The organism is Algoriphagus boseongensis (assembly GCF_004362805.1).
Classification (GTDB): domain Bacteria; phylum Bacteroidota; class Bacteroidia; order Cytophagales; family Cyclobacteriaceae; genus Algoriphagus; species Algoriphagus boseongensis.
Map to the genome: position 1 here is coordinate 115,359 of NZ_SNYF01000006.1, position 24,544 is coordinate 139,902.

The 24,544-nt window shown below is 43.6% G+C and carries 21 protein-coding genes; 19 read left to right on the top strand and 2 right to left on the bottom strand.

The features are described from left to right. Positions 1-7 precede the first annotated feature (7 nt). Positions 8-1,114 (bottom strand): TolB family protein, encoded by a 1,107-nt coding sequence (locus DFQ04_RS08075; protein WP_133554608.1) that lies wholly within the window; start codon positions 1,112-1,114, stop codon positions 8-10. Positions 1,115-1,188: 74 nt separating this feature from the next. On the opposite strand from DFQ04_RS08075, the gene DFQ04_RS08080 reads away from it, so the two are divergent. The 6 genes from DFQ04_RS08080 to DFQ04_RS08105 all read left to right on the top strand — a co-directional run bounded on the left by DFQ04_RS08080 (position 1,189) and on the right by DFQ04_RS08105 (position 8,283). Continuing rightward, positions 1,189-2,430: a M28 family peptidase gene (locus DFQ04_RS08080; RefSeq protein ID WP_133554610.1), complete on the top strand. Its 1,242-nt coding sequence runs from the start codon at positions 1,189-1,191 to the stop codon at positions 2,428-2,430. Between the two features lie 184 nt (positions 2,431-2,614). Continuing rightward, positions 2,615-4,774 carry a TonB-dependent receptor gene (locus tag DFQ04_RS08085; protein WP_133554611.1) on the top strand — a complete coding sequence of 720 codons (2,160 nt, stop codon included), beginning with the start codon at positions 2,615-2,617 and terminating at the stop codon, positions 4,772-4,774. A 12-nt stretch (positions 4,775-4,786) separates the two neighbouring features. Then, on the top strand, positions 4,787-5,431 hold the full coding sequence (locus DFQ04_RS08090) for a tetratricopeptide repeat protein (RefSeq protein WP_133554613.1): 645 nt from the start codon (positions 4,787-4,789) through the stop codon (positions 5,429-5,431). A 92-nt stretch (positions 5,432-5,523) separates the two neighbouring features. Continuing rightward, positions 5,524-6,600: a sensor histidine kinase gene (locus tag DFQ04_RS08095; RefSeq protein WP_133554615.1), complete on the top strand. Its 1,077-nt coding sequence runs from the start codon at positions 5,524-5,526 to the stop codon at positions 6,598-6,600. Next, the gene (locus tag DFQ04_RS08100; protein ID WP_133554617.1) at positions 6,597-7,349 is read left to right on the top strand and encodes a LytR/AlgR family response regulator transcription factor; all 753 of its coding nucleotides are present in this window, start codon (positions 6,597-6,599) and stop codon (positions 7,347-7,349) included. Before DFQ04_RS08095 ends, DFQ04_RS08100 begins: the two co-directional genes overlap by 4 nt. Positions 7,350-7,389: 40 nt before the next feature. After that, the gene (locus tag DFQ04_RS08105) at positions 7,390-8,283 is read left to right on the top strand and encodes a cation diffusion facilitator family transporter (protein WP_133554619.1); all 894 of its coding nucleotides are present in this window, start codon (positions 7,390-7,392) and stop codon (positions 8,281-8,283) included. A 1-nt stretch (position 8,284) separates the two neighbouring features. Here DFQ04_RS08105 and DFQ04_RS08110 read toward each other — a convergent pair whose 3' ends face one another. Continuing rightward, positions 8,285-8,740: a DUF4251 domain-containing protein gene (locus DFQ04_RS08110; protein ID WP_133554621.1), complete on the bottom strand. Its 456-nt coding sequence runs from the start codon at positions 8,738-8,740 to the stop codon at positions 8,285-8,287. A gap of 204 nt (positions 8,741-8,944) precedes the next feature. Between DFQ04_RS08110 and DFQ04_RS08115 the strand changes: the two genes are divergently transcribed. From DFQ04_RS08115 to DFQ04_RS08175, 13 genes are read left to right on the top strand one after another with little or no spacing between them, the layout of a single operon-like run. Next, positions 8,945-9,709 (top strand): hypothetical protein, encoded by a 765-nt coding sequence (locus DFQ04_RS08115; RefSeq protein WP_133554623.1) that lies wholly within the window; start codon positions 8,945-8,947, stop codon positions 9,707-9,709. 12 nt (positions 9,710-9,721) lie between these two features. After that, positions 9,722-10,789, top strand: a complete 1,068-nt coding sequence (locus DFQ04_RS08120) for a DUF3500 domain-containing protein (protein WP_133554625.1) — start codon at positions 9,722-9,724, stop codon at positions 10,787-10,789. Between the two features lie 4 nt (positions 10,790-10,793). Next, a complete protein-coding gene (locus DFQ04_RS08125; RefSeq protein WP_133554627.1) occupies positions 10,794-12,167 on the top strand; it encodes a sulfatase family protein in 1,374 nt (457 codons plus the stop codon). Next, entirely contained in the window at positions 12,164-14,125 is a 1,962-nt protein-coding gene (locus DFQ04_RS08130) for an adenylate/guanylate cyclase domain-containing protein (RefSeq protein WP_133554629.1), read from the top strand. Before DFQ04_RS08125 ends, DFQ04_RS08130 begins: the two co-directional genes overlap by 4 nt. Before the next feature lie 42 nt (positions 14,126-14,167). Continuing rightward, entirely contained in the window at positions 14,168-15,886 is a 1,719-nt protein-coding gene (locus tag DFQ04_RS08135; RefSeq protein ID WP_133554631.1) for an arylsulfatase, read from the top strand. An 8-nt stretch (positions 15,887-15,894) separates the two neighbouring features. After that, entirely contained in the window at positions 15,895-17,208 is a 1,314-nt protein-coding gene (locus DFQ04_RS08140) for an APC family permease (RefSeq protein WP_133554633.1), read from the top strand. Between the two features lie 13 nt (positions 17,209-17,221). After that, entirely contained in the window at positions 17,222-19,252 is a 2,031-nt protein-coding gene (locus DFQ04_RS08145) for a S9 family peptidase (protein ID WP_133554635.1), read from the top strand. Between the two features lie 26 nt (positions 19,253-19,278). After that, entirely contained in the window at positions 19,279-19,812 is a 534-nt protein-coding gene (locus tag DFQ04_RS08150; RefSeq protein ID WP_133554637.1) for a DsrE family protein, read from the top strand. Positions 19,813-19,824: 12 nt separating this feature from the next. After that, complete coding sequence (locus DFQ04_RS08155) at positions 19,825-20,298, top strand: nuclear transport factor 2 family protein (protein WP_133554639.1); 474 nt, start codon at positions 19,825-19,827, stop codon at positions 20,296-20,298. Continuing rightward, on the top strand, positions 20,295-21,014 hold the full coding sequence (locus DFQ04_RS08160; protein ID WP_133554641.1) for a hypothetical protein: 720 nt from the start codon (positions 20,295-20,297) through the stop codon (positions 21,012-21,014). Before DFQ04_RS08155 ends, DFQ04_RS08160 begins: the two co-directional genes overlap by 4 nt. A 1-nt stretch (position 21,015) precedes the next feature. After that, positions 21,016-21,747, top strand: a complete 732-nt coding sequence (locus tag DFQ04_RS08165) for a hypothetical protein (RefSeq protein WP_133554643.1) — start codon at positions 21,016-21,018, stop codon at positions 21,745-21,747. Positions 21,748-21,794: 47 nt separating this feature from the next. After that, positions 21,795-22,286, top strand: coding sequence for a (2Fe-2S)-binding protein (locus DFQ04_RS08170; RefSeq protein ID WP_133554645.1), 492 nt, complete (start codon positions 21,795-21,797; stop codon positions 22,284-22,286). Beyond that, positions 22,283-24,508 carry a xanthine dehydrogenase family protein molybdopterin-binding subunit gene (locus tag DFQ04_RS08175; protein ID WP_133554647.1) on the top strand — a complete coding sequence of 742 codons (2,226 nt, stop codon included), beginning with the start codon at positions 22,283-22,285 and terminating at the stop codon, positions 24,506-24,508. Before DFQ04_RS08170 ends, DFQ04_RS08175 begins: the two co-directional genes overlap by 4 nt. Positions 24,509-24,544 lie beyond the last annotated feature (36 nt).

A 24,544-nucleotide genomic window follows, 5' to 3' on the forward strand; every position in this document is an offset into this window, starting at 1 on the left:
TTCTAATTTAATCCCCAATCCACTCTGCTACAAAGAGATTGGTGTCTCGAGTTCCCCCGTTGTTTCGGTTTGAAGCGAAGACGATGTATTTTCCATTATTGGAGAAAACAGGGAAGGCATCAAATGTGCCGTCATGGGTGATTCTTGTCAAGCCTGTTCCGTCCAGATTGATCATAAACAGATTGAAAGGAAAGCCTCTTTCGGTTTGATGATTGGAGGCGAAAATCAACTTTTCTCCGGAAGGGTGGAAGAAAGGCGCCCAGTTGGCTTTGCCCAAACTGGTGATTTTGCGAATATCCGTTCCGTCAGCATTGGCCACATACAGCTCCATTTGGGTAGGCATCACCAAGCCTTCTTTGAGCAAGTCTTTGTATTCTTGTTTTTCCTCCTCAGTCTGTGGACGTGAAGCTCTCCAAACCAATTTGGTTCCATCCGGTGAGAAAAATGCCCCACCGTCATAGCCCAACTCGGAAGTAATTTGCTTAACGTCTGTGCCATCAATATTCATGGTGTACAACTCCAAATCTCCGGTTCTCATAGAGGTAAAGATAATTTTATCTCCTTTTGGAGAAACTGTCGCCTCAGCATCATACCCAGGTTCGCTGGTCAATTGATTTAAAATAGTTCCTTCCAAGTCGGCAGTGAAAATATCGAAGGAGTCATAGATCGGCCAAACGTATTTCCCATCTGTTCTACGCTCAGGAACTGGAGGACAAGCCTCTCCGCCTAGATGAGTGGACGCGTAGACGAAGGTTTTATCTCCCGGCAAGAAATAGGAGCAAGTTGTTCTGCCCAAGCCGGTGCTGATTTTTTTCGGTGCGTTGTTTTTCAGATCATCCGTCTGCCAATTGGTATAAAAAATCTGGTCGCATTCATTTCCCCAACCAGAAAAATCAGATTGGAAGACCAGCATAGAGTCATCAAAGGACCAATAAGCTTCCGCATTGTTTCCTCCAAAGGTAAGTTGCTTGATGTTTTTGAGGTATTTCATCTCCTCGGGATGAAGGAGGAGGGAATCACTTGCCGAGTGAGCTTCTGGTTCCACGGCTGTTTGCTCCGTTTTTGGACTGCAGGCCGCCGCAAAGCAAAGGGCTACAAAGAGTATTTTTCTCATTTTATCAGGTTTACTTCAAGTATTCTTCGGGCGAAGATACCAATTATTATCTTTGGGCTAAATCTCAAAATGATATGAAATATCAAGCACTTACTTCCGGTTTTATTCTGGCCGGTTTTGTTTTGATCGCTTCCTGCGATGGTCCTCCAAGCGACCAAACTCTTTTGAATCAATTGAAAGAAGACGTTAGCTATTTGGCTGCTGATGATTTGGGTGGTAGAGCCATTGGAACGGAAGGTGAACAAAAAGCAGCTGAGTATTTAGCCAAGGAATTTGAAAAAATCGGGTTAGAACCCAAGGGAACTGAGGGCTTCTTCCAGCCTTTCACCGTTTCCAAACCTTCCAATCCGCATGAGGAAGCGGTGATTGGGACAGATGGGGCTGGAGTTACGGGTAGAAATGTAGTGGGGTATTTAGATAAAAAAGCAGACAAAACCATTGTTATTGGTGCGCACTTTGACCATTTGGGAATGGGCGGACAGGGTTCACTTCACCGAGGCGATTCTGCCATTCACAATGGTGCAGATGATAACGCCTCAGGAACTGCGGCTCTTTTGGCGCTTGCTGAAATACTCAAGTATCAAGACCTAAAGAGCAATGTCTTATTTATTGCTTTTTCAGGTGAGGAAAACGGACTTTGGGGTTCCAATTACTTTTCAAAAAACCCAACCATAGATCTAAAGACTGTCAACTATATGATCAATATGGACATGGTAGGACGACTCAATGAGGAAAAATCGCTGGCCATTCATGGTGTTGGAACCAGCCCAAGTTTCCCTTCTATTTTTGATCAGGTAAATACAGATAGTCTCAAACTCGTAACCTCTGAGTCTGGGGTAGGGCCTTCTGATCACACTTCTTTCTATCTTCAAGACCTGCCTGTTCTGCATTTTTTTACCGGACAGCATGAAGATTATCACAAGCCTAGCGATGACTCTGATCGAATTAATTACGACGGATTAGTACAAGTGGTAAGATACATTTCAAGAGTAATTACTCAGTTGGATTCAGAGCCCAAACTTGCTTTCACCAAAACCAAGGACTCCAGTGATTCTCCCCGATTCACTGTTTCAATGGGCGTTGTTCCTGATTACATGTTTGATGGAAAAGGAATGCGGGTAGACGGAGTATCCGAAGGCAAGCCTGCCCAAGCGGCCGGCCTTCAAAAAGGTGATGTGGTTGTCCAACTAGGAGACTCTACTGTTTATGACATGATGAGCTACATGAGAGCACTGAGTGCTTTCCAAAAAGGAGATTCCACCAAAGTAGTCCTTAATCGAAACGGACAATCCCTTGAAACTTGGGTGAAATTCTAATTGAACTTAGTCTTCTTGAGAAAGCCTCTGGGACAAAACCGGGGGCTTTTTCTGTTTTTAAGGGAATGTTCATTTTAATTCAGTAAGGGTTACTGACGCTTCAGTCGGAGTTTCTTACACTTCAGTCGGATTCAATTTTTCTTGAAGGTTCCTTGATGCAGTTTTGATTCAAATCTGAATCGAAATGAATATCCGACTCCTACTTTTCTTTTATCTTTTTCTAGCGCAAAGCCTTGCCTTTGGCCAGACACTGATTTCTGGAAAGGTATTGGACGAGAAAAACCAAGCGCTTCCCGGGGTCAATGTATTTATCAAAGGAAGTTTTGATGGGGCTAGTACCAATGCTCAGGGAGAGTTTCAATTTGAAACCTCAGAAGAGGGAATCCAACTTCTGGTTTTCAGCATGATGGGATTCAAATCCCTGGAACAGGTCGTTACCCTGGAATCCTCCACATTGGAAATCCAACCCATTGTACTCGCAGAAGAATTCAATGAGCTGAATACCGTCACCATTTCCGCAGGAGCCATGGAGGCTTCTGACGAGAAAAAATCCGTCATCCTTCGTCCCCTGGATATTGTTACCACCCCGTCGGCAATGGGAGATATCATGGGTGCGTTTCAGACTTTGCCTGGAACTTCCACGGTAGGAAATGATGGGCGCCTTTTCGTAAGGGGAGGAGATGCCTCTGAAGTCGGAATCTACATCGATGGATTGCGCGTTGGCAATGCCTATGGGACCACCGCCGGAAATGTGCCCACCAGAACCCGCTTCAACCCCAACCTTTTTAAAGGAACATTCTTCTCCACAGGTGGCTATTCTGCAGAATATGGACAAGCGCTTTCTTCTGCACTCGCCTTAAATACCAAGGACCTTTCCAGAAGAAGTCAAGGGGACCTTTCAATTATGTCCATCGGAGGAGGCTATTCTCACACTTTGGCCAATGAAAACCAAAGCCTAACTGCCAGCGCCAACTACTTTAACTTGGCTCCTTACCAGCAGCTGATCAAGCAAGAGATTGACTTTGATCTGGCTCCATATGGCTGGGACTTGGAACTGGCTGCGCAAAAAAAGACCGGAAAAAATGGCCTTCTAAAAGTAATGGCTCGGACCGAATCGGGAGGAATGAATCTTTGGTCTCCACTTCCGGGGACAGATCGAAGGGTAATGGTGAGCCTGATCAATGATTACAGCTACGCTCAGGCAAACTGGAGAACAACCTTGAACAAAGGTTGGTCGATCTTCACAGGTGCCTCGATTTCCAAAAACCTGGATAAACTGGGCTTTGACAGCCTGCAAATCGAAAGAAGAAATGACCTGGCCCACTTCAAAGCAAGTGCAATCAAGGACTTCTCAGATCGGTTTTCAGCAAAATTTGGTGTGGAACATTTTCTTCATCCTTACTCCGAAAAACTGGTCAAGCAAGGCTGGGTTAGAGATTTCAAGGATCAGGAAACTTACCTTTTCACAGAATGGGACTACTATTTCACCAAAGCCTTTGTTCTTCGTGGAGGACTTAGAGCTGGCACAAGCTCAGTAGCAGAGGAGCAATGGGTAGATCCTAGAATTTCTCTGGCCTACCAGCTTCCAAAACAGGGGCAGATTTCTTTGGCTGCAGGAAGATTTCACCAGCTGCCTATGGACAATTTTCGGGTGCTGAATACCAATCTGCAAAACTCTGAATCCAAGCATCTACTCCTGAATTACCTCCTTTCAAAAGAAGGAATCACCTTCCGGGCTGAGGCTTTTTACAAGTCTTACGACAATCTCGTGACTTTCGAAGGAAGTTTGGAAAATCCTGTAAGCCTAAAAAATCAGGGTGAAGGATTTGCCAAGGGTTTGGATTTCTTCTTTCGGGATAGACAGACCTTTAAAAACACCGACTACTGGGTGACCTATAGCTTTGTAGATAGCAAGCGCCAGTTTAACCAATACCAGACTCAGGTGCAGCCCAGCTTTGCGCCAAAGCACAATCTTTCTGTCGTGGTAAAGCATTTCATCGTGCCCTTAAAGTCTCAATTGGGAGCCTCTTTCGCTTTCAATGATGGCTATACCTACACAGATCCTAACCTGGATAATTCAGAAATGAGCTCCAAAACCAAGAGCTTTCAAAACCTAAGTTTGAGTTGGAGCTATCTGCCTAAACCCAATTTGATCATTCACTTGGCCTGTACCAATGTGCTGGGAAGGGATAATGTATTTGGATATTCTTTCAGCCCAAAGGCCAATACAGAGGGAATCTTTGAATCAATCCCTCAAGGCCAAGTAGCTCCAAGATTTCTTTTCTTGGGCATCTTCCTCACGCTTTCAAAAGACAAAAACGCTAATCAATTAAACAACCTCTAAAATTTATCTATCATGAAAAAGTACCTCTTCACTCTACTTGCTGCATTTAGCCTTGTTTTCGGTGCATTTGCCAATGATCCGGCTTACGAAAATGCTATGAAAAAGCAACTTACTGCGATGAAAACTATTCAGACCGCTGAGCAATCCCAAACCGTTAGCAATGCCTTTTTGCGCATCTCGGAAGCAAAGCCCGAAGAATGGCTTCCACTCTATTATGCTGCCTATTTGCATACTATGACTGCTTTTCGATTTGTGGTAAACAAGGATCAATACTTCGATCAGGCCATGGAATTGATCAAAAAAGCTGATCAAATTTCTCCAAACAATTCGGAGATAGTGGCACTTCAGGGTTTTGTTATCATGGGCAAACTATCCGTGGATCCTATGAACCGAGGACAGGAAATGAGTCCTCAAGCAATGCAGCTTTTTGGAAAAGCAATCGCTTTGGATAAGGAAAATCCAAGAGCAACCACATTGATGGCTCAGATGCAATTGGGTATGGCTCAATTTTTCGGACAAGGCCCGGAAAAAGCCTGTGGACTGGCAAGGGTTGGACTTGAGCTATATGCCAAGGAAGAAAGTAAAGTAAATGAAGAATACCTTCTCCCAACCTGGGGAAAGGAACAAGCCCAGGGGGTAGCGAATTCTTGCCAATAAATCCTTAACTAAACCAAATAAGTCCCCTGGAATTTAATCCGGGGGACTTTTCTTACTCAGGCAAAATTCTTTCAATTTTCCTATCTTTCTCCATGACCCAATTAGTCCTAGACCCCGAATGCACAGAATCCAATGGAATCTGGAAAAATTTGAGGAAGTTTCTCTTGATCAATTTAGCTATTGCGGCATTCTTACAAGTCTTCTATTGCCCGATCTGCTTTCTTTCTTGGGAGGATTTTGTAAGTCTTTGGCCGGATTTTTTGTTTTCCTTCTCTGTATCCATGGCCTTGAGCTGGGGAGGAAGTCGGGTTCAAGAATACTGGGACCCTAAAATCTCCTGGATCCACGAGCCTGTCAAACGAATTTTGGTGACTGGATTATGCTATTTAGCTTATGCCTTCGTGGCCAGCTACGTCATAGTCTTTTTGTATACCTGGTTGGATGGACAATTTTCCCTTGACTCCATTCCCTGGGATGGAATTCTCAGGTTCTCCTATACTCCGATGACGATCGCGATGATATTCATGGCGATTTTTACCTCACGCTCTTGGCTTTTGGAATGGAGAAAATCAGCAATTGAAGCGGAGCAACTCCGGTCTATGAAGCTGGCAAGTCAATACCAAAGCTTGAAGGATCAACTCAATCCTCATTTCCTATTCAACTCTCTCAATGCCCTTTCCAACTTAGTCTATGAGGATCCTGACAAATCTGCCTCTTTTATCCAGAAACTCTCAAAAATTTACCGCTATGTCTTGGAAGTGCAGCAGGAGGAATTGGTGGAATTAGTTCGGGAACTGGAATTTGCAAAAAACTACCTCGAGCTTCAGAAAATCCGATTTGAGGAAAATTTAAACTATTCGATCGATGTCCCAAATTGCAAGGGTTGTTTTCTACCTCCACTTTCCCTTCAGCTCCTTTTGGAAAATGCCATCAAACATAACATCGCCTCCCAGGAAAATCCGCTTTTCATTTCTATCCTCCAAAAGGAAAATGAACTTTGGGTAAGCAATACTTTTCAGCCTAAAACCAGCACGAACGAGCCTTCAACTGGCGTGGGATTGGAAAATATCATTTCCAGGTATAAGCTGATGAGTGACCGAGTTCCTGAAATCGGTAAATCAGAACATGAATTTTTGGTCAGGCTTCCACTTTTAAAGATCAATTCATGAAAATCCTGATCATTGAAGACGAAAAACCAGCTGCAAACCGCCTGATCCGATTGCTCCAGGAATACTTTCCAGAAGACCAACTGATTGGCAATTTGGATACCATCAGCAGTGCTGTTCGCTGGCTTTCTGAAAATTCATCCCCGGACCTTCTGTTTTGCGACATCCAATTGGCTGATGGACTTAGTTTCGAGATTTTCAAAAAAGTCCAGGTCAAAGCCCCAGTCATTTTTACCACGGCCTACGATCAGTATGCCATTCAGGCCTTTCAGGTAAATGCCATTGACTACTTGCTTAAACCCATTGACCCGAAGGATTTGGACCGGGCTGTGGAAAAATTCAAGTCCAGAAAAACCCAACCGAATTTAGATCTGGAACTGATCAAGAGTCTGCTTCAGCCTCAGGAAAAATCCTTCAAAAGCCGATTTTTGGTCCGATTTGGGGAAAAAATCCAGAGCATTCCTGTGGAGGAAATAGCCTTTTTCTTCAGTGAGGAACGGGTCACTTTTCTGCAAACAGATGCGGGTAAAAAGTTTGTTTTGGATTCTACTTTGGAACAAGTCGAAAATCAGGTCGATCCTGAAGTTTTCTTTCGAATCAATAGAAAATACCTGAGCAGAATCGAAGCGGTCGAGGAAGTTTTCAGCTATTCCAATAGTCGCCTAAAAGTAAAACTTCATCATTGCCCGGATCAGGACATCCTGATCAGCCGGGAAAAAGTTGCGGAATTCAAGGCTTGGTTAGACCGATAGAAATGCTCTTTTCTCGGCAATATTTCCTAATTTTTGACCTATGGGTCACGAGCATCACCACCATTCCCCGGTAAAAAATCTTCGACTTGCCTTTTTCCTGAATTTGGGATTTACCCTTTTGGAATTAGTCGGAGGATGGTATGTCAATAGTGTGGCCATTGTCTCTGATGCCATTCATGATTTGGGAGATTCCATTTCATTGGGTACTTCCTGGTATTTGGAGATAAAGGCTAAGAAAAAGCCTTCCAGCAATTATTCCTTTGGCTACAAACGATTCTCCCTATTGGGAGCTTTGATCAATTCCATTGTTCTCATCCTAGGTTCTGGGGTAATCATTCATGAGGCGATTCAAAGACTTCTTGAACCTGAATTTTCTGATGCCAAAGGAATGATTCTTTTATCCTTTATCGGGATTTCTGTAAATGGATATGCGGCCTGGAAAGTCCACAAGGGAAAAACAATGAATGAAAAAGTCATTTCATGGCATTTGTTGGAAGATGTTCTGGGTTGGGTGGCTATTCTGTTGGGTTCAATTATTCTTTATTTCTATCCCACACCTTACTTAGATCCGGTTCTTTCTCTTGGTATCACTTTGTACATTCTTTGGAATGTGATCCAACGATTTAAAGAGACCATTGGCCTCTTCCTTCAAAAAAGCCCTTCAGATATCAACCCGAAAGAGATCGAGGAAGAAATCAAAAAATTACAACATGTCCAATCCATACACCACACCCATATTTGGTCTTTGGATGGTGCACATCATGTCTTTACCACTCATGTCAAATTGGTGGGGATATCCAGCTTAGAACAAATCATCGAGGTCAAAGATGGAATTCGTAACCTGATGAAAAAATACCCCTTTGACCATTACACGATTGAAACAGAACTAGATGAGGAAAACTGTTTGCTGATCGAAAAGGAGGGAAAAGACTAGCCTATCTGATAGTACCATTATAGGACATGGCATCTTTTCCGTTGCTGATTATTCTCAGGCTTGCATTTCCGTTTTCCTGAACTGTTAAAAATATCGAACGCACATCGCTACCTGTTTGAGTGCTTTTGATTTTTACCTCCCAGCCCTTCTTTTTTCTGGGGGTGACTTCATATTCAAATTCGGAAATATCAAACTTCAAACCTACATCCGAGGAACCAGGATCCGCTTGAAAAGATCTTCCATAAAAAGGTAGATCGCCCGTGATCTGATCAGGTGTCACCACCATTTTGTATCCTGCAGTCAGGTTAATCATTCTTCCCCGCATACCATAAGCCACCGTGGCGTCATAAGTAAAATCTTTACTCTCCAACTTAGCCTGAATTTCTCCGGCTGATTTTTCCTGAGCAAAAGCAAATACAGGCAGAAATAAGAATAAAAGGAGAATCTTTATTTTCATGGCTTTTGGAGTATTTATTTCGTGAAATTAAATAATTCTGGAATTTTAATTAGGCAGGTTATTCTATTTGTTTTTAAAAATTTTGGTTAACTTATTGTCACCAAACATTTAGAATTCAGCTTTTTCCGGGTTAAATACCAATTTTATTTTACCTATTAAACCAATTTGTTAGCAGGGAAAGCTTTTACTTAACACTATTTCCCAATGATAATCAAAGAAAACGTATATCGTTTGTACCCAAACTTGGGCTATTGGCTCATGCTTTTCATTCCCTTGACTTTTTCGGGGTTTTACTTTACCTATTTTTCACAGCTTCGGCTTCCTCTTCCCTCAGTGATGCACATGCATTTCATTCTGATGGGGCTGTGGATGGCGACTGTTATTGCACAAGCTCTTTTGATCCGATTTAACAAGCCCCAATTGCATAAAAAAATTGGAAGGCTAAGCTATATCCTCGTGCCGCTGGTTGTGCTAAGTACTTGGGCCATGATGCGGTACTCTTTTGCAGCACAGACTGAAGCTTTAACTGGAGATATTTCCTTGGGAATTGCCGGGGTAACACTCGAACAAGGAAGGGTTGAGATTGCCAGTTTTATGTCTATTGCTTTTGTTTACCTTTTTTGGTTGGTGCTGTTTTTTGGATTGGCTGTTTGGTTCCGGAAAAACTCCTCCATTCATGCCCGATTTATGATTGCTGCGGCATTGACCTTTATTGGGCCTACTATAGACCGGACGCTGATATTTGGTTTTGATCTTTACAACCTTGGACCCGGGCTTCCCATTGAGGTGGTTGGGTTTGCATTGATCAATCTTATTCTGATTTTCCTATTATTCAAGGATATAAAGGGGGGTAAAAGTCTAATGCCTTATTCTTTCGCCTTGGGAATCTATATCCTCTTTCAATTCTTGCATTTAACCATGACCCATAATTCCGTCTGGGAATCAATCGTACGGACTCTACTCAGCTAAAACCTATTCAACATGAAAAATTTCCTCATCCTGTTCTCTTTATTCTTCGGTGGAATAGCATTTACCTCAGCCCAAACAGTATCTCAGGTAAAGGACAGGACTTTGAGTTTTATTGAAACTCTGGATGATGATCAAAAATTAGCTCTTAGCCTTGAGTTTGAGGATTCTGCCAGGACAAATTGGACCAATCTGCCTTTAGGCCTAGCTCCTAGAGTAGGTGTTCGGTATGGAGACCTTTCTGAGAAAAGTAAAATTGCATTTCACAAAGTGCTGAGTTCAATTTTTAGCTCTCAGGGGTATTTGAAAACCTTTGCCATTATGCAAGTGGATGATATCCTTCACGAGTTATTCGAGATTCAATATTCCCGCGGACAGATCAATGACAATGCGATCAAGATGATTCGGGGATTGAATTGGGATTATGGGAATTACTATGTGGCTATCGCCGGGAATCCTGCCAAGGAAGACGTATGGGGGTTGAAATTTGAAGGCCATCACCTTTCTATCAACATCACCGCAGCTGGTGATCAATTTACCATGACTCCCCTTTTCTTGGGTTCAGACCCAGCCGTAGTCGAGGACACCCAATATGCGGGACTTCGCCCTTTAAGCAAGGAAGAAGATTATGGGTTTTGGCTAATCAACGCTTTGGATGAGGGACAAAAAGCTAAAGCTACTATTGCCGGGGCAGTACCCAGAGACATCATTACCAGTCCAAACAGGCCTCAATGGTTGGAAGAATTTCAGGGAATCAGAGGCTCAGAATTAAATGAAGGACAACAAAAAATCCTGCACTATTTAATCGAGGAATATATCGGAAATCTGGATCACCAAAAAGCGGAAGAGTATCTGGCAAAACTCCATACCAGAGGAATGGATGAGGTCTATTTTGCTTGGATCGGAAGTTATGAACCCATGAAAGCTCATTATTATGTGATCCACAGTCCTGATTTCTTGATTGAATATGACAACGTCGGGTTTCTGGATAATGCAAATCATATCCACTCCATCTGGAGAGAAAAAGGTAACAATTTCGGAGAGGACCTCCTGAAAAAACACCGAATGCAACACGAACATTAAGGCCATGAGAACACTGCTTTTTTCCCTATTTGGCTTGCTGCTTTTTTCCTGCGAGAAAAAGGAAGAACCGAAAAATAACTACCCAAATATCGTCTTCATCTTCACAGATGACTTGGGGTATGGGGATTTAGGGTGCTTTGGGGCTACCGATATCCTGACTCCAAACATTGACAGAATTGCCAATGAGGGAATCAAATTCACCTCCTTTCTTTCAGCCTCACCTGTATGCAGTCCTTCTCGAGCTGGTCTTTTGACCGGAAGAATGCCCCAGCGAATGGGGATCAATGCCGTGTTTTTTCCTGAAAGTTTAACAGGGATGGCACAGGACGAGATCACTTTTGCAGAAGTCCTTAAAGAAAAAGGCTACAAAACTGGAATTGTAGGAAAGTGGCATTTAGGCCATATGGAAAAATACCTGCCCCTCAACCAAGGCTTTGATTCCTATTACGGAATCCCCTATAGCAATGACATGGCTTCGGTAGTTTATCTGAAGGACTTTGAGGTGGACTCCATTAAAGTAGATCAGCGATTTACCACTCGAACTTACACCCAAAAGTCCCTTGAATTTATAGACCAGGCCGGAGAAGGACCTTTCCTATTGTACCTGGCTCATAATATGCCTCACGTGCCGATATATGCCTCTCCAGAATTTCTGGGGAAATCCCAGCGTGGCTTGTATGGAGATGTGATTCAGGAAATAGACTGGAGTGTAGGAGAGATTTTAAAGAAACTCGAGGAAAAAGGTCTGATGGAAAATACCTTAATCGTTTTCTCTTCAGACAATGGACCTTGGCTAGTGATGGAAGATCATGGTGGATCAGCAGGACCACTTCGGGAAGGTAAGCAATTCACTTTCGAGGGGGGAGTTCGAGTACCCACTGTTGCGATGTGGAAAGGAAAAATTGATCCAGGTCAAGTCTATGAGGAATTAGCTACCCAAATGGATTGGTTTCCTACCTTCTGCAAGTTAGTTGGGGTAGAAATCCCTCAAGACAGAGCGATTGATGGAAAGGATTTAAGTGCTGTACTATTTGAAAACGGAATGAGGGAAGGCGATGAGTATTTGTATTACATGCTTTCAGACCAAAGGGGATTTAGACAGGGCGATTGGAAAGTCAAAAGACCCTTTGAAGGTTTTGCGGGAAGCCGGGGAATGAAAGCTGTAGCTACGCATGACACCTTGCTTTTTAACCTGAAAAATGATCCAGGAGAAACTACCAACCTAGCAAAGGAAAACCCTGAGAAACTTTCCCAAATGATGCGCGCGATGGATTTAGCCGTCCAGCAATTGGGGCCTTTACCTCCCAGCTTGGTAGTAAGAGGCCCTCAGGACAATAGCCATTATGAATATCTAGATCAAAAACGAATGAAAAAATGATCCGTCTGACTATCCTCTTGAGCTTAATTCTTACTTCTTTCTTGGCAAAAGGCCAAGAGAGATGGAAGCACCAAGTGGATAGCCTATGTAACCTTTCTTTCCGCGCCTATGGAGATCATCAATTCGAAAAGGCGGAGAAACTCGCAGAACAAGCCTTTTATTTAAGCACTGAGAACGAATACGAAGAGGGAAAACTAAAGAGCAACTTTTATAAAACAATCGCTTCAGAAGAGTTAAATCCCTCGGAATTCAATCCCAAATCTATAGAATTGATGATTCCGAAATTTCAGGATTTGGGATTCGATCGAGAGGAAGCTAGGGCATATACCTTCCTTGCCGGGATTTATGCATTTTTTGGGGACATTGAGCGGGCTATAGAAAATCACCTCAAATCACTCGACATTTATGAAACCCGACAAGACACACTTGGCATTGCCTCGGTTCACAACAATTTGAGTTTGATTTATTATGATCAGCATGACTATGAGGAAGCTTTTAGACATGCTAGGATTTCCATGGCATATGAAAGAAAGGAAAGCGATCCTAGACGTCTTCATTCCAGCCTGAATAATCTGGCCATCATTTTCGAAAATACTGGGCCCATTGACTCGGCTATTTATTATCATCAGCAGGCACTGGAGATGGCTTATCTCAATCAAAACCCCTATTCCATTGGGCTTTCATTAAGCAACTTGGGGAATAATTATGCCTTAAAAGGAAAATTGGATTTAGCTGAAAAGACCCTTTTGGAAGCCCTCAAAATCCGTGATTCCTTGGGATATAAGCGAGGTTTGGCCTACACCCATAATCGATTGGCAAGTTTGTATTTGCAGAAAAACGAATACCAAAAGTCCCAGTACCATGCCGAAAAATCATTGGAAAATGCGCAATTGGCTTCGGAGGTAAAAGTGATCCGAATGGCCTATGAACGATTAATGGAGGTTGCAGAAAAAAACGGAGATATCAAGGCCGAGCTTGATTACCTCAAAAAGGCCTCTCAGCTAAAAGACAGCATTCTCAATGAATCCAATACCAAGGAAATCACGAGGATGATGGCGAATTATGATTTCGAGAAAAAACAGCTTTTAGACAGCATTCAAAACTCTCAAGTACTTCGAGAGCAAACGCTGCTTTTCGAGGAGAGGCTTAAAGTCGAAAAGAATCAACGAATAATTTTCATGATCACAGGAATCCTTTTTCTGGTATTAGCTATTGGTTGGTGGAGAAGATACAAGTTTGTCAAAAAGGCCAGCCAAATCATTCAAAGAGAAAAGGACCGATCCGAAAAATTACTGTTGAACATTCTTCCCTCAAAAGTAGCCGAAGAGCTCAAGGAAAAAGGAAATTCTGAAGCGAGGGATTTCGAAAGTGTTACAGTCATTTTTACAGATTTTGCTGATTTCACCAAAAAAGCCCAACATCTGACCGCCAAGGAATTAGTCTACGAATTGAACATTTGCTTCAAGGCTTTTGACTTGATCATGGAGGAACATGGATTGGAAAAAATCAAGACGATTGGAGATGCCTATTTGGCTGCGGGTGGCTTGAACAACGGATCTGGTCCTGAGGATGTAGTGAGGGCCGCTATCAAGGCAAAAAGCTTTATCAACAAGCGGAATTTCGATCCCACCATTCCCTCGAGAGCAAAATTCGACATGCGAATCGGGATCAACACCGGTCCGGTAGTGGCAGGAATCGTCGGAATCAAAAAATTCCAATACGATATCTGGGGTGATACAGTAAATACTGCCCAAAGAATGGAAGCATCCTGCGGCCTCAACAAAATCAATATCTCAGACTATACCTACCAGTTGATCAAAGAAAATCCGGAGTTCGAATTTGAATGCAGGGGGTTTATGGATGTCAAAGGAAAGGGCTCAATGAAAATGTGGTACGTAGATTATAATAATCCCAAGATCAAAAAATTTGAAGTTTTAAAGCAGCAACATTTGACTTGACATTAGCCCAAAAAACCAAACCCATCACATCCATACTATTTTATGAATCAAAAAAGAATCAAAGGAACCGAATCACTTTTTCATAATTCATCAGAATACCTCCACAAAATTTGGGTAAAAGATTTTTCCCGAATTTTGATTCTAATCCCAGTTTTGGTTTTGGTTCTTTCTTGCACAGAAAAGCCCTCAGAATCCCCTTCAACCCAAAGTCCAAATATCCTGCTTATCGTGGCAGATGATTTAGCCTATGCGGATTTGGGATCCTTTGGAGGAGACATTGAGACGCCAAACTTAGATCAATTGGCTCAGGAGGGGATTCGATTCAGTCGATTTCATACGGCTCCTTTGTGTGCAGTGACCCGTGCCATGCTGCTCTCCGGCAACTTTAATCATGTTGCGGGAATGGGTTCACAAGGCTTGGTCACTGGAATCCCCGGATATGAAGGACATCTTAGCGATCGAATTGCACCGCTACCTGCCTTACTTCAAGAGGCGGGCTACCACACCTATATGGCTGGAAAATGGCATTTGGGTGAAACTCCAGAAACCAACCCAGCCAAAAAAGGATTTGAAAAATCCTTTGCCCTATTGGTTGGGGCTGGAAATCACTTCAGCGGTAGGGGCATTTTTGAGGAATTTCCAGAAGCTCCATTTACCGAAAATGGAGAAAAAACTTCCTGGCCTGAAGAGACTTACTCCACTGATTTTTATACCGACAAGCTAATCTCCTATCTGGAATCCAACCAGAATGATGGAAAACCATTTTTTGTTTTTGCTGCCTACACTTCCCCGCATTGGCCACTTCAGGTAGAGGAAAAATACTGGAAGAAATACGAAGGAAAATATGCCCATGGCTACGAAAAGCAACGAGAACTAAACTTGGAATCCCTAAAAAAAGCCGGAATGATTTCTCCGGAAGCGATCCTTCCTCCACTTCATCCCCGGGTGAAGCCATGGGATTCTTTGAGCCCTGAGGAGCAATTGAAAGAGGCTCGTAAAATGGAACTCTACGCAGGCATGGTGGATAATTTGGATCATAACATTGGGCGATTGATCAGGTATCTCAAAGAGACCGGGCAGTACGAAAATACGCTAATTGTCTTCCTAGCTGATAATGGCGCAGCAGCAGAGGATTTTTATTACAGTGATGATTATGGCCCCTTTTTACAGGAAAATTACACAGACTCCTATGAGGAGATGGGCAAGGAAAACTCCTTTATTTCCTATGGCCCACAATGGGCTGAGGCTGGGGCAGCTCCTTTCCGTTATTTCAAAGGATATACTACAGAAGGAGGCATGAATGCCCCGCTGATCATTGCTGGAAAAGGGGTTGAGTCAAAAGGGAAAATAAATTCTGCCTTCCTCACCGTAATGGATCTAGCCCCCACTTTTTATGAATTAGCCGGAGTAGCCTACCCGGATTCCTATCAAGGGAAACCTGTGCAAAAACCTGCCGGTGAATCCATTCTTTCTCTTCTCCGAAATGAACGGGACGAAATCCACGACTCCACTTATGTTTTTGCTTTAGAACATAGAGGAAGAGCCCTATTGAGAAAAGGAAATTGGAAATTGGTGAATGTAGAAAGCCCACTAGAAGTCGCCAATTTTGAACTCTACGATCTTTCAAAGAGATTGGATGAGCAGGAAAATGTAAAAGAACTCTACCCGGAAAAATACCAGGAACTCCTCCTAGATTGGGAAAAATGGTCCAAATCGGTGGGGGTCAGATTTCCAACACCTAAACCTGGTGAAGGCCTATAAAACTTACTATGTCAAACCAAGAAACAACTCAGCTCAAGCGGGAAATGGGGATCAGTGGAGTCATCACCAATGTCCTAAGCATTTCCATTGGAAGTGGCATTTTCCTTTTACCGGCCCTAGTCTATGTCATTTTAGGCCATGCCAGTATCCTAGCTTATATCTTTTGCGGATTCATTTTTCTTTTTCTCGGTCTTTGCCTTGGTGAATTGAGTAGTAGAGTTCCGGATACAGGAGGAATGTATGCCTACGTAAGAGCAGCTTTTGGGCCCATGGCGGGCTTTGTATCAAATGTGTTGTATGGGGCTGTTGGGGTCCTAGCTTCTGGAGCCCTGATGAATGCCTTAGCGGATATTGCAGGAACCTATTACCCCATTTTCAAAGAGACCGGAGTTAGAATTATCTTCTTTGCAGGGATTACTGTGTTCAGTTGCTTTCTGAATATCAAAGGAATTCGGGACAGCATGGTTTTCATCAAGATACTCACCTGGACTAAGGTTATTTCTCTTATGATCTTGGTCAGTATTGCCTTGACTCGAATTGATACCAACAACATCAGCTGGCAGGGATTTCCGGAGTTTGGAAAAGTTGGAGAAGCTACCCTTTTGTTGATTTTCGCATTCCTCGGAGGAGAGATGGCCTTGGCTTCCGGTGAGGAAATGAAAAATCCCACACGCACCGGACCCTTGGGTTATTTAATCGGAATCATTTTGGTGATCCTAGGTTTTTCCACGATTCACTTGGCGGTCCAGGGAGTCTTGGGAGATCAAATGTTAGCCAACCAAGAAGCCCCATTAGCGGAATTGGCGAAAGCCCTTTTTGGAGAGGTTGGCTTTATTTTGATTCTAAGTCTGTCCTTCATCGCGGTCTGGAGCACGTTGAGTTCCATCATTACCATGGTGGCCAGAATTGTATATGCCGGGGCAAAAGATGGATTGCTGCCTGCCCCTTTGGCGAAGATTCATCCAAAATTCAAAACCCCTTATATCTCCATTCTATTTCTTGGGCTTTTGGAATTTGCAATTTCTGCCTCAGGAAGCTTCCGGTATTTATTGATTTTGGTAACAGGGGCTTCCCTAATCCTCTATTTTGGGGCAATTCTGGCTTTTTTAAAGCTCCGCTGGAAAAACAAATCTGAAAAACCAGGGGTGTTCATTGTCCCCACAGGGAATTTAGTTGGGGTAATCACTTTGGTCACATTGGCCTGGGTCTTCTTCCAACTCAGTACCCAAGAAATTCTGGCAATCAGCTTGTCCCTTTTGATATTAGTCATTCTCTACCTAGTTGTAGAAGTATACAAGAAAAAGAAACCCTCCACCACCTAATCCTTTTCATCCCATGAAAAAAAGACTCATTCTCCTTTTCTTTTGCTTTGGGCTTTTCCCAGCAGTTTTTGCCCAACAAAAATCCAATCTTGAACTCATAGACTTATTTGATCTAGAGTATGTGACCGATCCGGCTATTTCTCCGGATGGAAGCAAGGTGGTCTATGTCCGCAATTTCAAGGATATCATGACTGATCGGGATTATTCGAATATCTGGATCGCCAATACTGATGGAAGTCAAAATCGACCCATTACCCAAGGAAACCAGCGGGATTATGCCCCGGTTTGGTCACATGATGGAAGTAAGCTGGCTTTCCTTTCCAATCAGCAAGATGAAAAAGTGAAACTTTTCGTCCACTACTTTGACACCAATACTTCTGTTGCACTGACCAATTCCGCCAATCCTCCAGGATCGGTTTCCTGGTCTTATGACAACAAAACTTTGGCGTTTACCCAATTTGTCTCAGCTCAGGCAGAATCTCTTTTGAAAATCCCTTCCAAACCTGCTGGTGCGGAGTGGAATGCATCCCCGATTTTTATTGACGAAATGGTCTACAGAAATGATGGAGCTGGCTATGCTAAACCTGGAAACAGACAAATTTTTACCATTGGCCTTGATGGAGGCACAGCAAAACAATGGACTTCCGACCAACACAACTATGGAAGTCCAATCTGGTCAAAGGATGGAAAGTCTCTTTATTTCTCAGCAAATCTCCACGAAAACGAGGAGTTTGAACCCTTTAATTCCGAAGTGTATCAACTATTCCTGGGGGATGGTAGAATCAAAGCGCTAACTTCCAGATTCGGTCCGGATGCAGAGCCTGTCCTTTCTCCAGATGGGAAAATGATCGCTTTCACGGGGTTCGACGATACTTTTCAAGGGTACCGGGTCACCCATTTGTATGTGATGAATGTGGATGGTTCGGGTTTAAAAAATCTAACGGCAGATTTTGATCGTGACGCGACTAACCCACATTGGGAAGGGAATGGACAGGGAGTTTATTTCCAATATGATGAGCATGGAGACACCAAAGTAGGCCATGTAGCCCTTACAGGAAAAGTCCGAACTGTGGTCGAGGGACTTGGTGGGTTGGATTTAGGAAGACCTTACAATGTAGGAACCTATTCCGTATCCAGTACAAACAAAGTTGCTTACACATTAGGCGGACCCGAGCATCCTGCAGATTTAGCCGTCTGGAGTGGTGGTAATTCTACCCGAATCACCGCTTTAAACGAGGATGTTTTCTCTTACAGAAAAATCGGAAAAACCGAAGAACTGTGGTGGGAATCCAGCTATGATGGTAGAAAAATTCAGGGCTGGATCGTCACTCCCCCAGATTTTGATCCAAGCAAAAAATATCCCTTTATCCTGGAAATCCACGGTGGTCCATTTACTATGTACGGGCCGGCCTTTGCTTACGAAATCCAGTCCTATGCCGCTGCAGGGTATGTGGTGCTTTACACCAATCCCCGAGGAAGCATTGGCTATGGAGAGGAATTTGGCAATTTGATCCATCACGATTATCCCAATCACGACTATGAAGACTTGATGTCAGGTGTGGATGCGGTCATTGAAAAAGGGCACATCGATACGGATAACCTTTTTGTGACCGGAGGATCTGGAGGTGGTGTCTTGACCGCTTGGATTGTTGGAAAAACCGATCGATTTAAGGCCGCAGTAGTCGCCAAGCCAGTAATCAATTGGACAAGTTTTGTCCTCCATGCAGATATCCCAATATTAGTTGGCAAGTATTGGTTTGGGACTATGCCATGGGAGGATCAGGAAAACTATTGGAGAAGATCTCCGCTTTCATTGGTTGGAAACGTGAAGACTCCGACCATGCTTTTGACTGGAGAGCAGGATTTCCGAACGCCTATCTCTGAATCCGAGCAATATTATACCGCACTCAAGCTCCAGGGTGTGGAATCTGCTATGGTACGAATCCCAAATGCATCGCATGGATTAGTTAATCGCCCAAGCATGCTGATGAGCAAATCCGGTTCGATTTTGAGTTGGTTCAACCACTATCGGGATAAAAAATAAAGTCATTCATTTAAAATTACCCAGTCATGAAGTCTATCCTATTTTCTGCACTGTTTATCCTTTTCTCGCTTTCTGTCTCGATGGCTCAAAATGTAGTCTATCCAATTGTTCAAGGCTATGGGGCGATTGAATTGGTCCCATTTGAAGTTGAAAAAACAGACCCGACTATTTCCTACAAAATCCTGACTGAGCTCAACTCCGGTTCCAATAAAAAAGATGTAATCTATGACCCCCTGGACTATGCAGCTCGAATGGTAAATGCCTTGGCCTCTGCAGAAATTCCATCTGAAAAGGTGGAAATGGCGATGGTGATCTATAGTGGGGCTACGTTTACAGTTCTGACAAATGAAGAATACCAAAAGCGATTTGGAATGGACAATCCCAATATCGAGGTCATCCAAAAGCTAAACGCAGCTGGGGTCAAAATCTACGTATGTGGACAGTCCATGATGAAACAGAACCTGACTCCAGATAAAATCCAGCCGGGATTAACGATCTCCTCTTCAAGAATCGCCGCTACCGCAGAGTTATTGCACAAGGGGTATTTGTTGATGAATTAAGCATTCAATTCTATGTTCAAGATTTCCAAAATTTTCCTTGGCATTATCCTTTTCGGAGTGGGCTTTCTCTACTCTAGTGCAAGTTTTACTCAGACTCAGGATCCCGAGGTGACAGCCATTCTCGCTCAAAGGCAAGCTTCCAACAAGGCTCTTCGAAACTTTGATGAAGAACTCAACGATACCTTCATGACTGATGATGTACTGATCACAACCGGCGCTGGCATGCTAATCTCCGGAAAGGCTGCATTAGCCAACTATGTCCCGCCAGTTTCTGGCTCCAGAATGTATTGGATACGAACCCCTGATGAAGTTATCGTCAATCCAGAAACCCAATTGGCCTGGGAAACCGGAACATGGAAAGGCTATGTGGAAGGGTCTGAGAATCCTGTGGTAGGAGGTAAGTATTCTGCTCAATGGACCAAGAAATCGGGGCTATGGCTTATTCAATCCCAGCTGTTTGTTGCCTTACCCCAATCTTCCAAATGAAAAAACAAAAAACGCCCTGGTGGGGAAATTTCAAGGATTTTTTCCTGCTCTTTTTAGCGGTGTTCTGCGGGTTCCTTGCAGAGAACTATCGGGAATCCTTGAGCAACAAAACCATTGAAAAAGAATTCATGATCTCCTTGGTAGAGGATCTCAAATCTGACACCGCCAGCCTTAAATCGTACATGGTTTTTAAGAGAACTAAGGGCCATCTCATGGATTCTTTAGCAACTATGTTGGTATCTAAACAGCGAAATGAATACGGAAATCAACTTTACTTTTTAGCCAGACAAGTCTTTAATGAAAGCCCCTTTGTCTATTCGGACGGTACCATTCAGCAATTAAAAAATGCCGGAAATCTTCGTCTGATCAAGAAGCGAGTGGTCGTGGATGAGCTCTTGAAGTATGAAAAAAAGGTCAAGGTTTTGGAAGATTGGGACGAAAATGACAACAGGACCAAAACCACATTTCGGGAAATCGCCGGAAGCGTTTTTGACTCACAAAAACTGAATTCCACGATGGATGCCCAAATGAATTTCATCATTCCCAAGGATAACCCCCAACTAATTACTGATGATTTTCATACCCTGAATGAGTTGGCATTTCAGATTCATTATTTGTCAAAAATGTGTCTGGGAAACAGTAGTAGGGCGGCTTCACTTCGAGCAGATGCGGAGAATCTAATCAAGCTGATACAGGAAGAATATAAGCTAGACTAGCATGGCTAAGAAAAATGAATTTCAAGAAGCCAAAACCCCAAAAGGGAAAAATCCTAAGCGGTGGCCAAGCTATTTCAAAGAGTTCTTTATGCTCTTTCTGGCCATCATCTTGGGATTTTTTGTGGAAAACCAGCGGGAGGCCTATGTCGAACGACAAAGTGCGAAGGTGCTCGCCCAATCCATGTTGGAGGATTTGGAGCGAGACAAAAAAGACCTAGAAGAAGCGATCTTGTTTCTTGAAGACAAAGAACAAAAAATCGCTCAATTCATCGAAATGCTTCGCTCTCCCAAAAGTACCTGGGACACTTTGGCCATCTATCAAAGCATGACCAAGGTCTTTTCTACCTTCCCCTTTTTGCCAACAGACGGGACATACACTCAAATGAAATCTTCAGGGACACTCCGGTATTTTGATCAGCGATTGGTCAACAAGATGAATGCTTACGACAACCAATTGAAGAAAACCCTATTTCGGGACAGTCTCGTCGAACGGGGGGAATGGGAGTTGGTTCCTTTGGCAGGAACTCTGTTGAATTTCGAGGTGACCGGGGAAATGCGATTTGGGAAAACTCCAACCAAGGAAATGTATCTGAAAATAAAGGATCAAGATACTCTGGATCTTTTCATCAATAAAATCATGGTGGTCCGTACCATGTCCGGAAGATCTTTACAAGAATATAAAGCTCAGCTCACTTTGGCGAATCAACTGATCTCTTCCTTGGAGTCAAGGTGATCTCCCAGAAAATGCTGATATTGATAATATTACTTTAAGTCTAAAAGATGATTAACCTAACAATAAACGGAAAAAATTATCCAGTAGAAGCTCCTCCGGGGATGCCCCTTCTTTGGGTGATCCGTGAGCAATGTGAATTAACCGGAACCAAATATGGCTGTGGAATCGCCCAATGCGGAGCCTGCACTGTCCATGTAGATGGGCAGCCCATACGTTCCTGTATTACTCCAGCCAGTTCGGTTGAAGGCAAAAACATCACTACCATTGAAGGCCTTGCCCCCAATGAAAATACACTTCACATCGTCCAGCGAGCCTGGATAGACGAGCAAACTCCCCAATGTGGATATTGCCAATCTGGTCAGATTATGTCTGCTGTGGCTCTTTTAACAGAAAACCCATCCCCATCGGATGAAGAAATAGAGCAGGCCATGTCGGGTAATATCTGTCGCTGCGGCATGTATGGCCGAATCAAGTCAGCCATCAAACGAGCCTCCGAAGCACTTCAGAATTCCTCCACCACAAACCCAATGATCCCATGAAAAAATGGACAAGAAGGGCCTTTATCGGGGCAGGTGTTTTGGCAAGTGGGGCGGTGATAATTGGCATCGCCATCCGACCAGGAAATAGAACTTCCAAAGTATCGGGTTTAGTGGCAGAAGAGGGTGAGACTCTAATGAATATCTGGCTGAAAATCTCTCCGGATAATACCGTTACGGCAATCATTCCCCATGCTGAAATGGGACAAGGAGTGCATACCACCCTGGCTATGATGCTGGCAGACGAAATGGATGCAGACTGGTCCAAAGTAAAATTTATGGAGGCTCCAGCTGATAAAGAATACGCTAATTATATCTTGGCTAAAGGTTTTATTGCAGGGGACGCCAATTCCCCAAAGTTCTTAGAAGAAACGATTGACGGAGTATTCCTAACCGCGGTCAAATCGATGAATTTCCAGATTACAGGAGGTAGCGCCTCGGTAAGATTCACAGGCCAACAAGGGATGCGAATTGCAGGAGCAGCCGCCAAGGCCATGCTGCTTCAAGCGGCTTCGGAGACTTGGAAAGTCCCCGTAGAAGAGCTAAAAGCTCAAAATAGTACCATCTCCCATGCAGCAAGTAATCGAACTGCAACCTTTGCAGAATTAGCTCCAGCTGCTGCAAAAGTCAAAGCTCCAAAACATCCAAGGCTGAAAACTCAGGATGAATTCACCATCATGGGTACCTCAAAACCGAGATGGGATATTCCAGCCAAGGTCACAGGAGCGGCAAAGTTTGGACTGGATGTGATGGTCCCCGGAATGAAATATGCCACGATCAAATCAGCCCCGGTTTTTGGAGCCAAGGTGAAATCAGTCGATACCTCTATTCCATCAAATAGTTCAGGTGTCCTTAAAATCCTGAATTTGGAAAATGCTGTAGCAGTAATTGCAGAAGGCTTTTGGCAGGCCAAAACTACATTGGACACTCTTCCGATTGAATTTGAATCCACTGAAAATGATGGGAAAAGCCAGGAAGATATTTTCAATGAATATCGGCAGGCGATGGATAAAGATTTGGCGGAAGGAAATCTAGATAAGCATTTCAAATCCGGAGATGCAATGGCTGAATTATCCAAGGCAGAAACACTCATAGAAGCCGAATACCAACTTCCTTTTTTGGCGCACTTCACGATGGAGCCCATGAACTGTACCGCTTGGGTTCATGATGGCCAATGCGAAATCTGGTGCGGAAGCCAAAATCCTCTCGGGGTAAAAGCAGCTGCCGCGGAAGTTTTGGACATCAAACCCGATCAGGTTACCGTTCACAATCAGCTTTTGGGAGGTGGATTTGGCAGAAGGTCGGAGACGGATGTAATCAAGCAGGCTGTTTTGATCGCCAAAGAAGTAGATTATCCAGTAAAACTCATTTGGTCCCGAGAAGAAGATACCCAACACGATGTGTACCGGGAGGCTATGGTGAGCCGAATGAAAGCTGGATTGGACCAATCAGGCAACCCGATTGCCTATTCTCACCAGTTTATTTTCAAACATCATCCGGCTGAGGCTGCGGATGTTCCTTATGCTATTCCTAATCAATTGATTCAGTATTCCAGTCCAGCTTCGCATGTACCTTGGGGTAACTGGAGAAGTGTGGACCATTCTGTTCATGGCTTTTTGACTGAATCCTTTATCGATGAACTGGCCTTTGCTGCCAATCAAGACCCTTTTACCTATCGAAAAACCCTGAGCAAGAACAACCCAAGATTTCAAAAAGTCTTGGACTTGGCCTACGAAAAATCTAATTGGGGCTCCGCGCTTCCACCTAATTGGGGAAGAGGGATAGCCATAGCTCAGTCTTTCGGTTCCATTGTAGCTGAGGTAGCAGAAGTAGAAGTAACTATGGAAGGGAAAGTCAAAGTACATCGGGTGGTATGTGTGGCGGATGCGGGATTTGCGGTTCATCCGGATGGATTCATCGCTCAGATGGAAAGTGGAATTATCTATGGTTTGGCTGCTGCTATGACCGGAGAAATCACCATCAAAAATGGGGCAGTGGCTCAGAGTAATTTCCATGATTATCCTGTCACGAGAATGAATGAAGCTCCAAAAATTGAGACGCATATCATCAATTCGGGAAATCCTCCCGGTGGTGCGGGTGAACCCAGTACCCCTGTGATAGCCCCGGCAGTGACCAATGCAATTTTTAATGCTACTGGAATTCGAATCCGTCAGCTACCTATTGCCAAAACTGATTTGAGAGTATCCATCAGACAAACTACCTAATACCCCTCCCGAAAGTCTCGGGAGGAAAATTTCAAA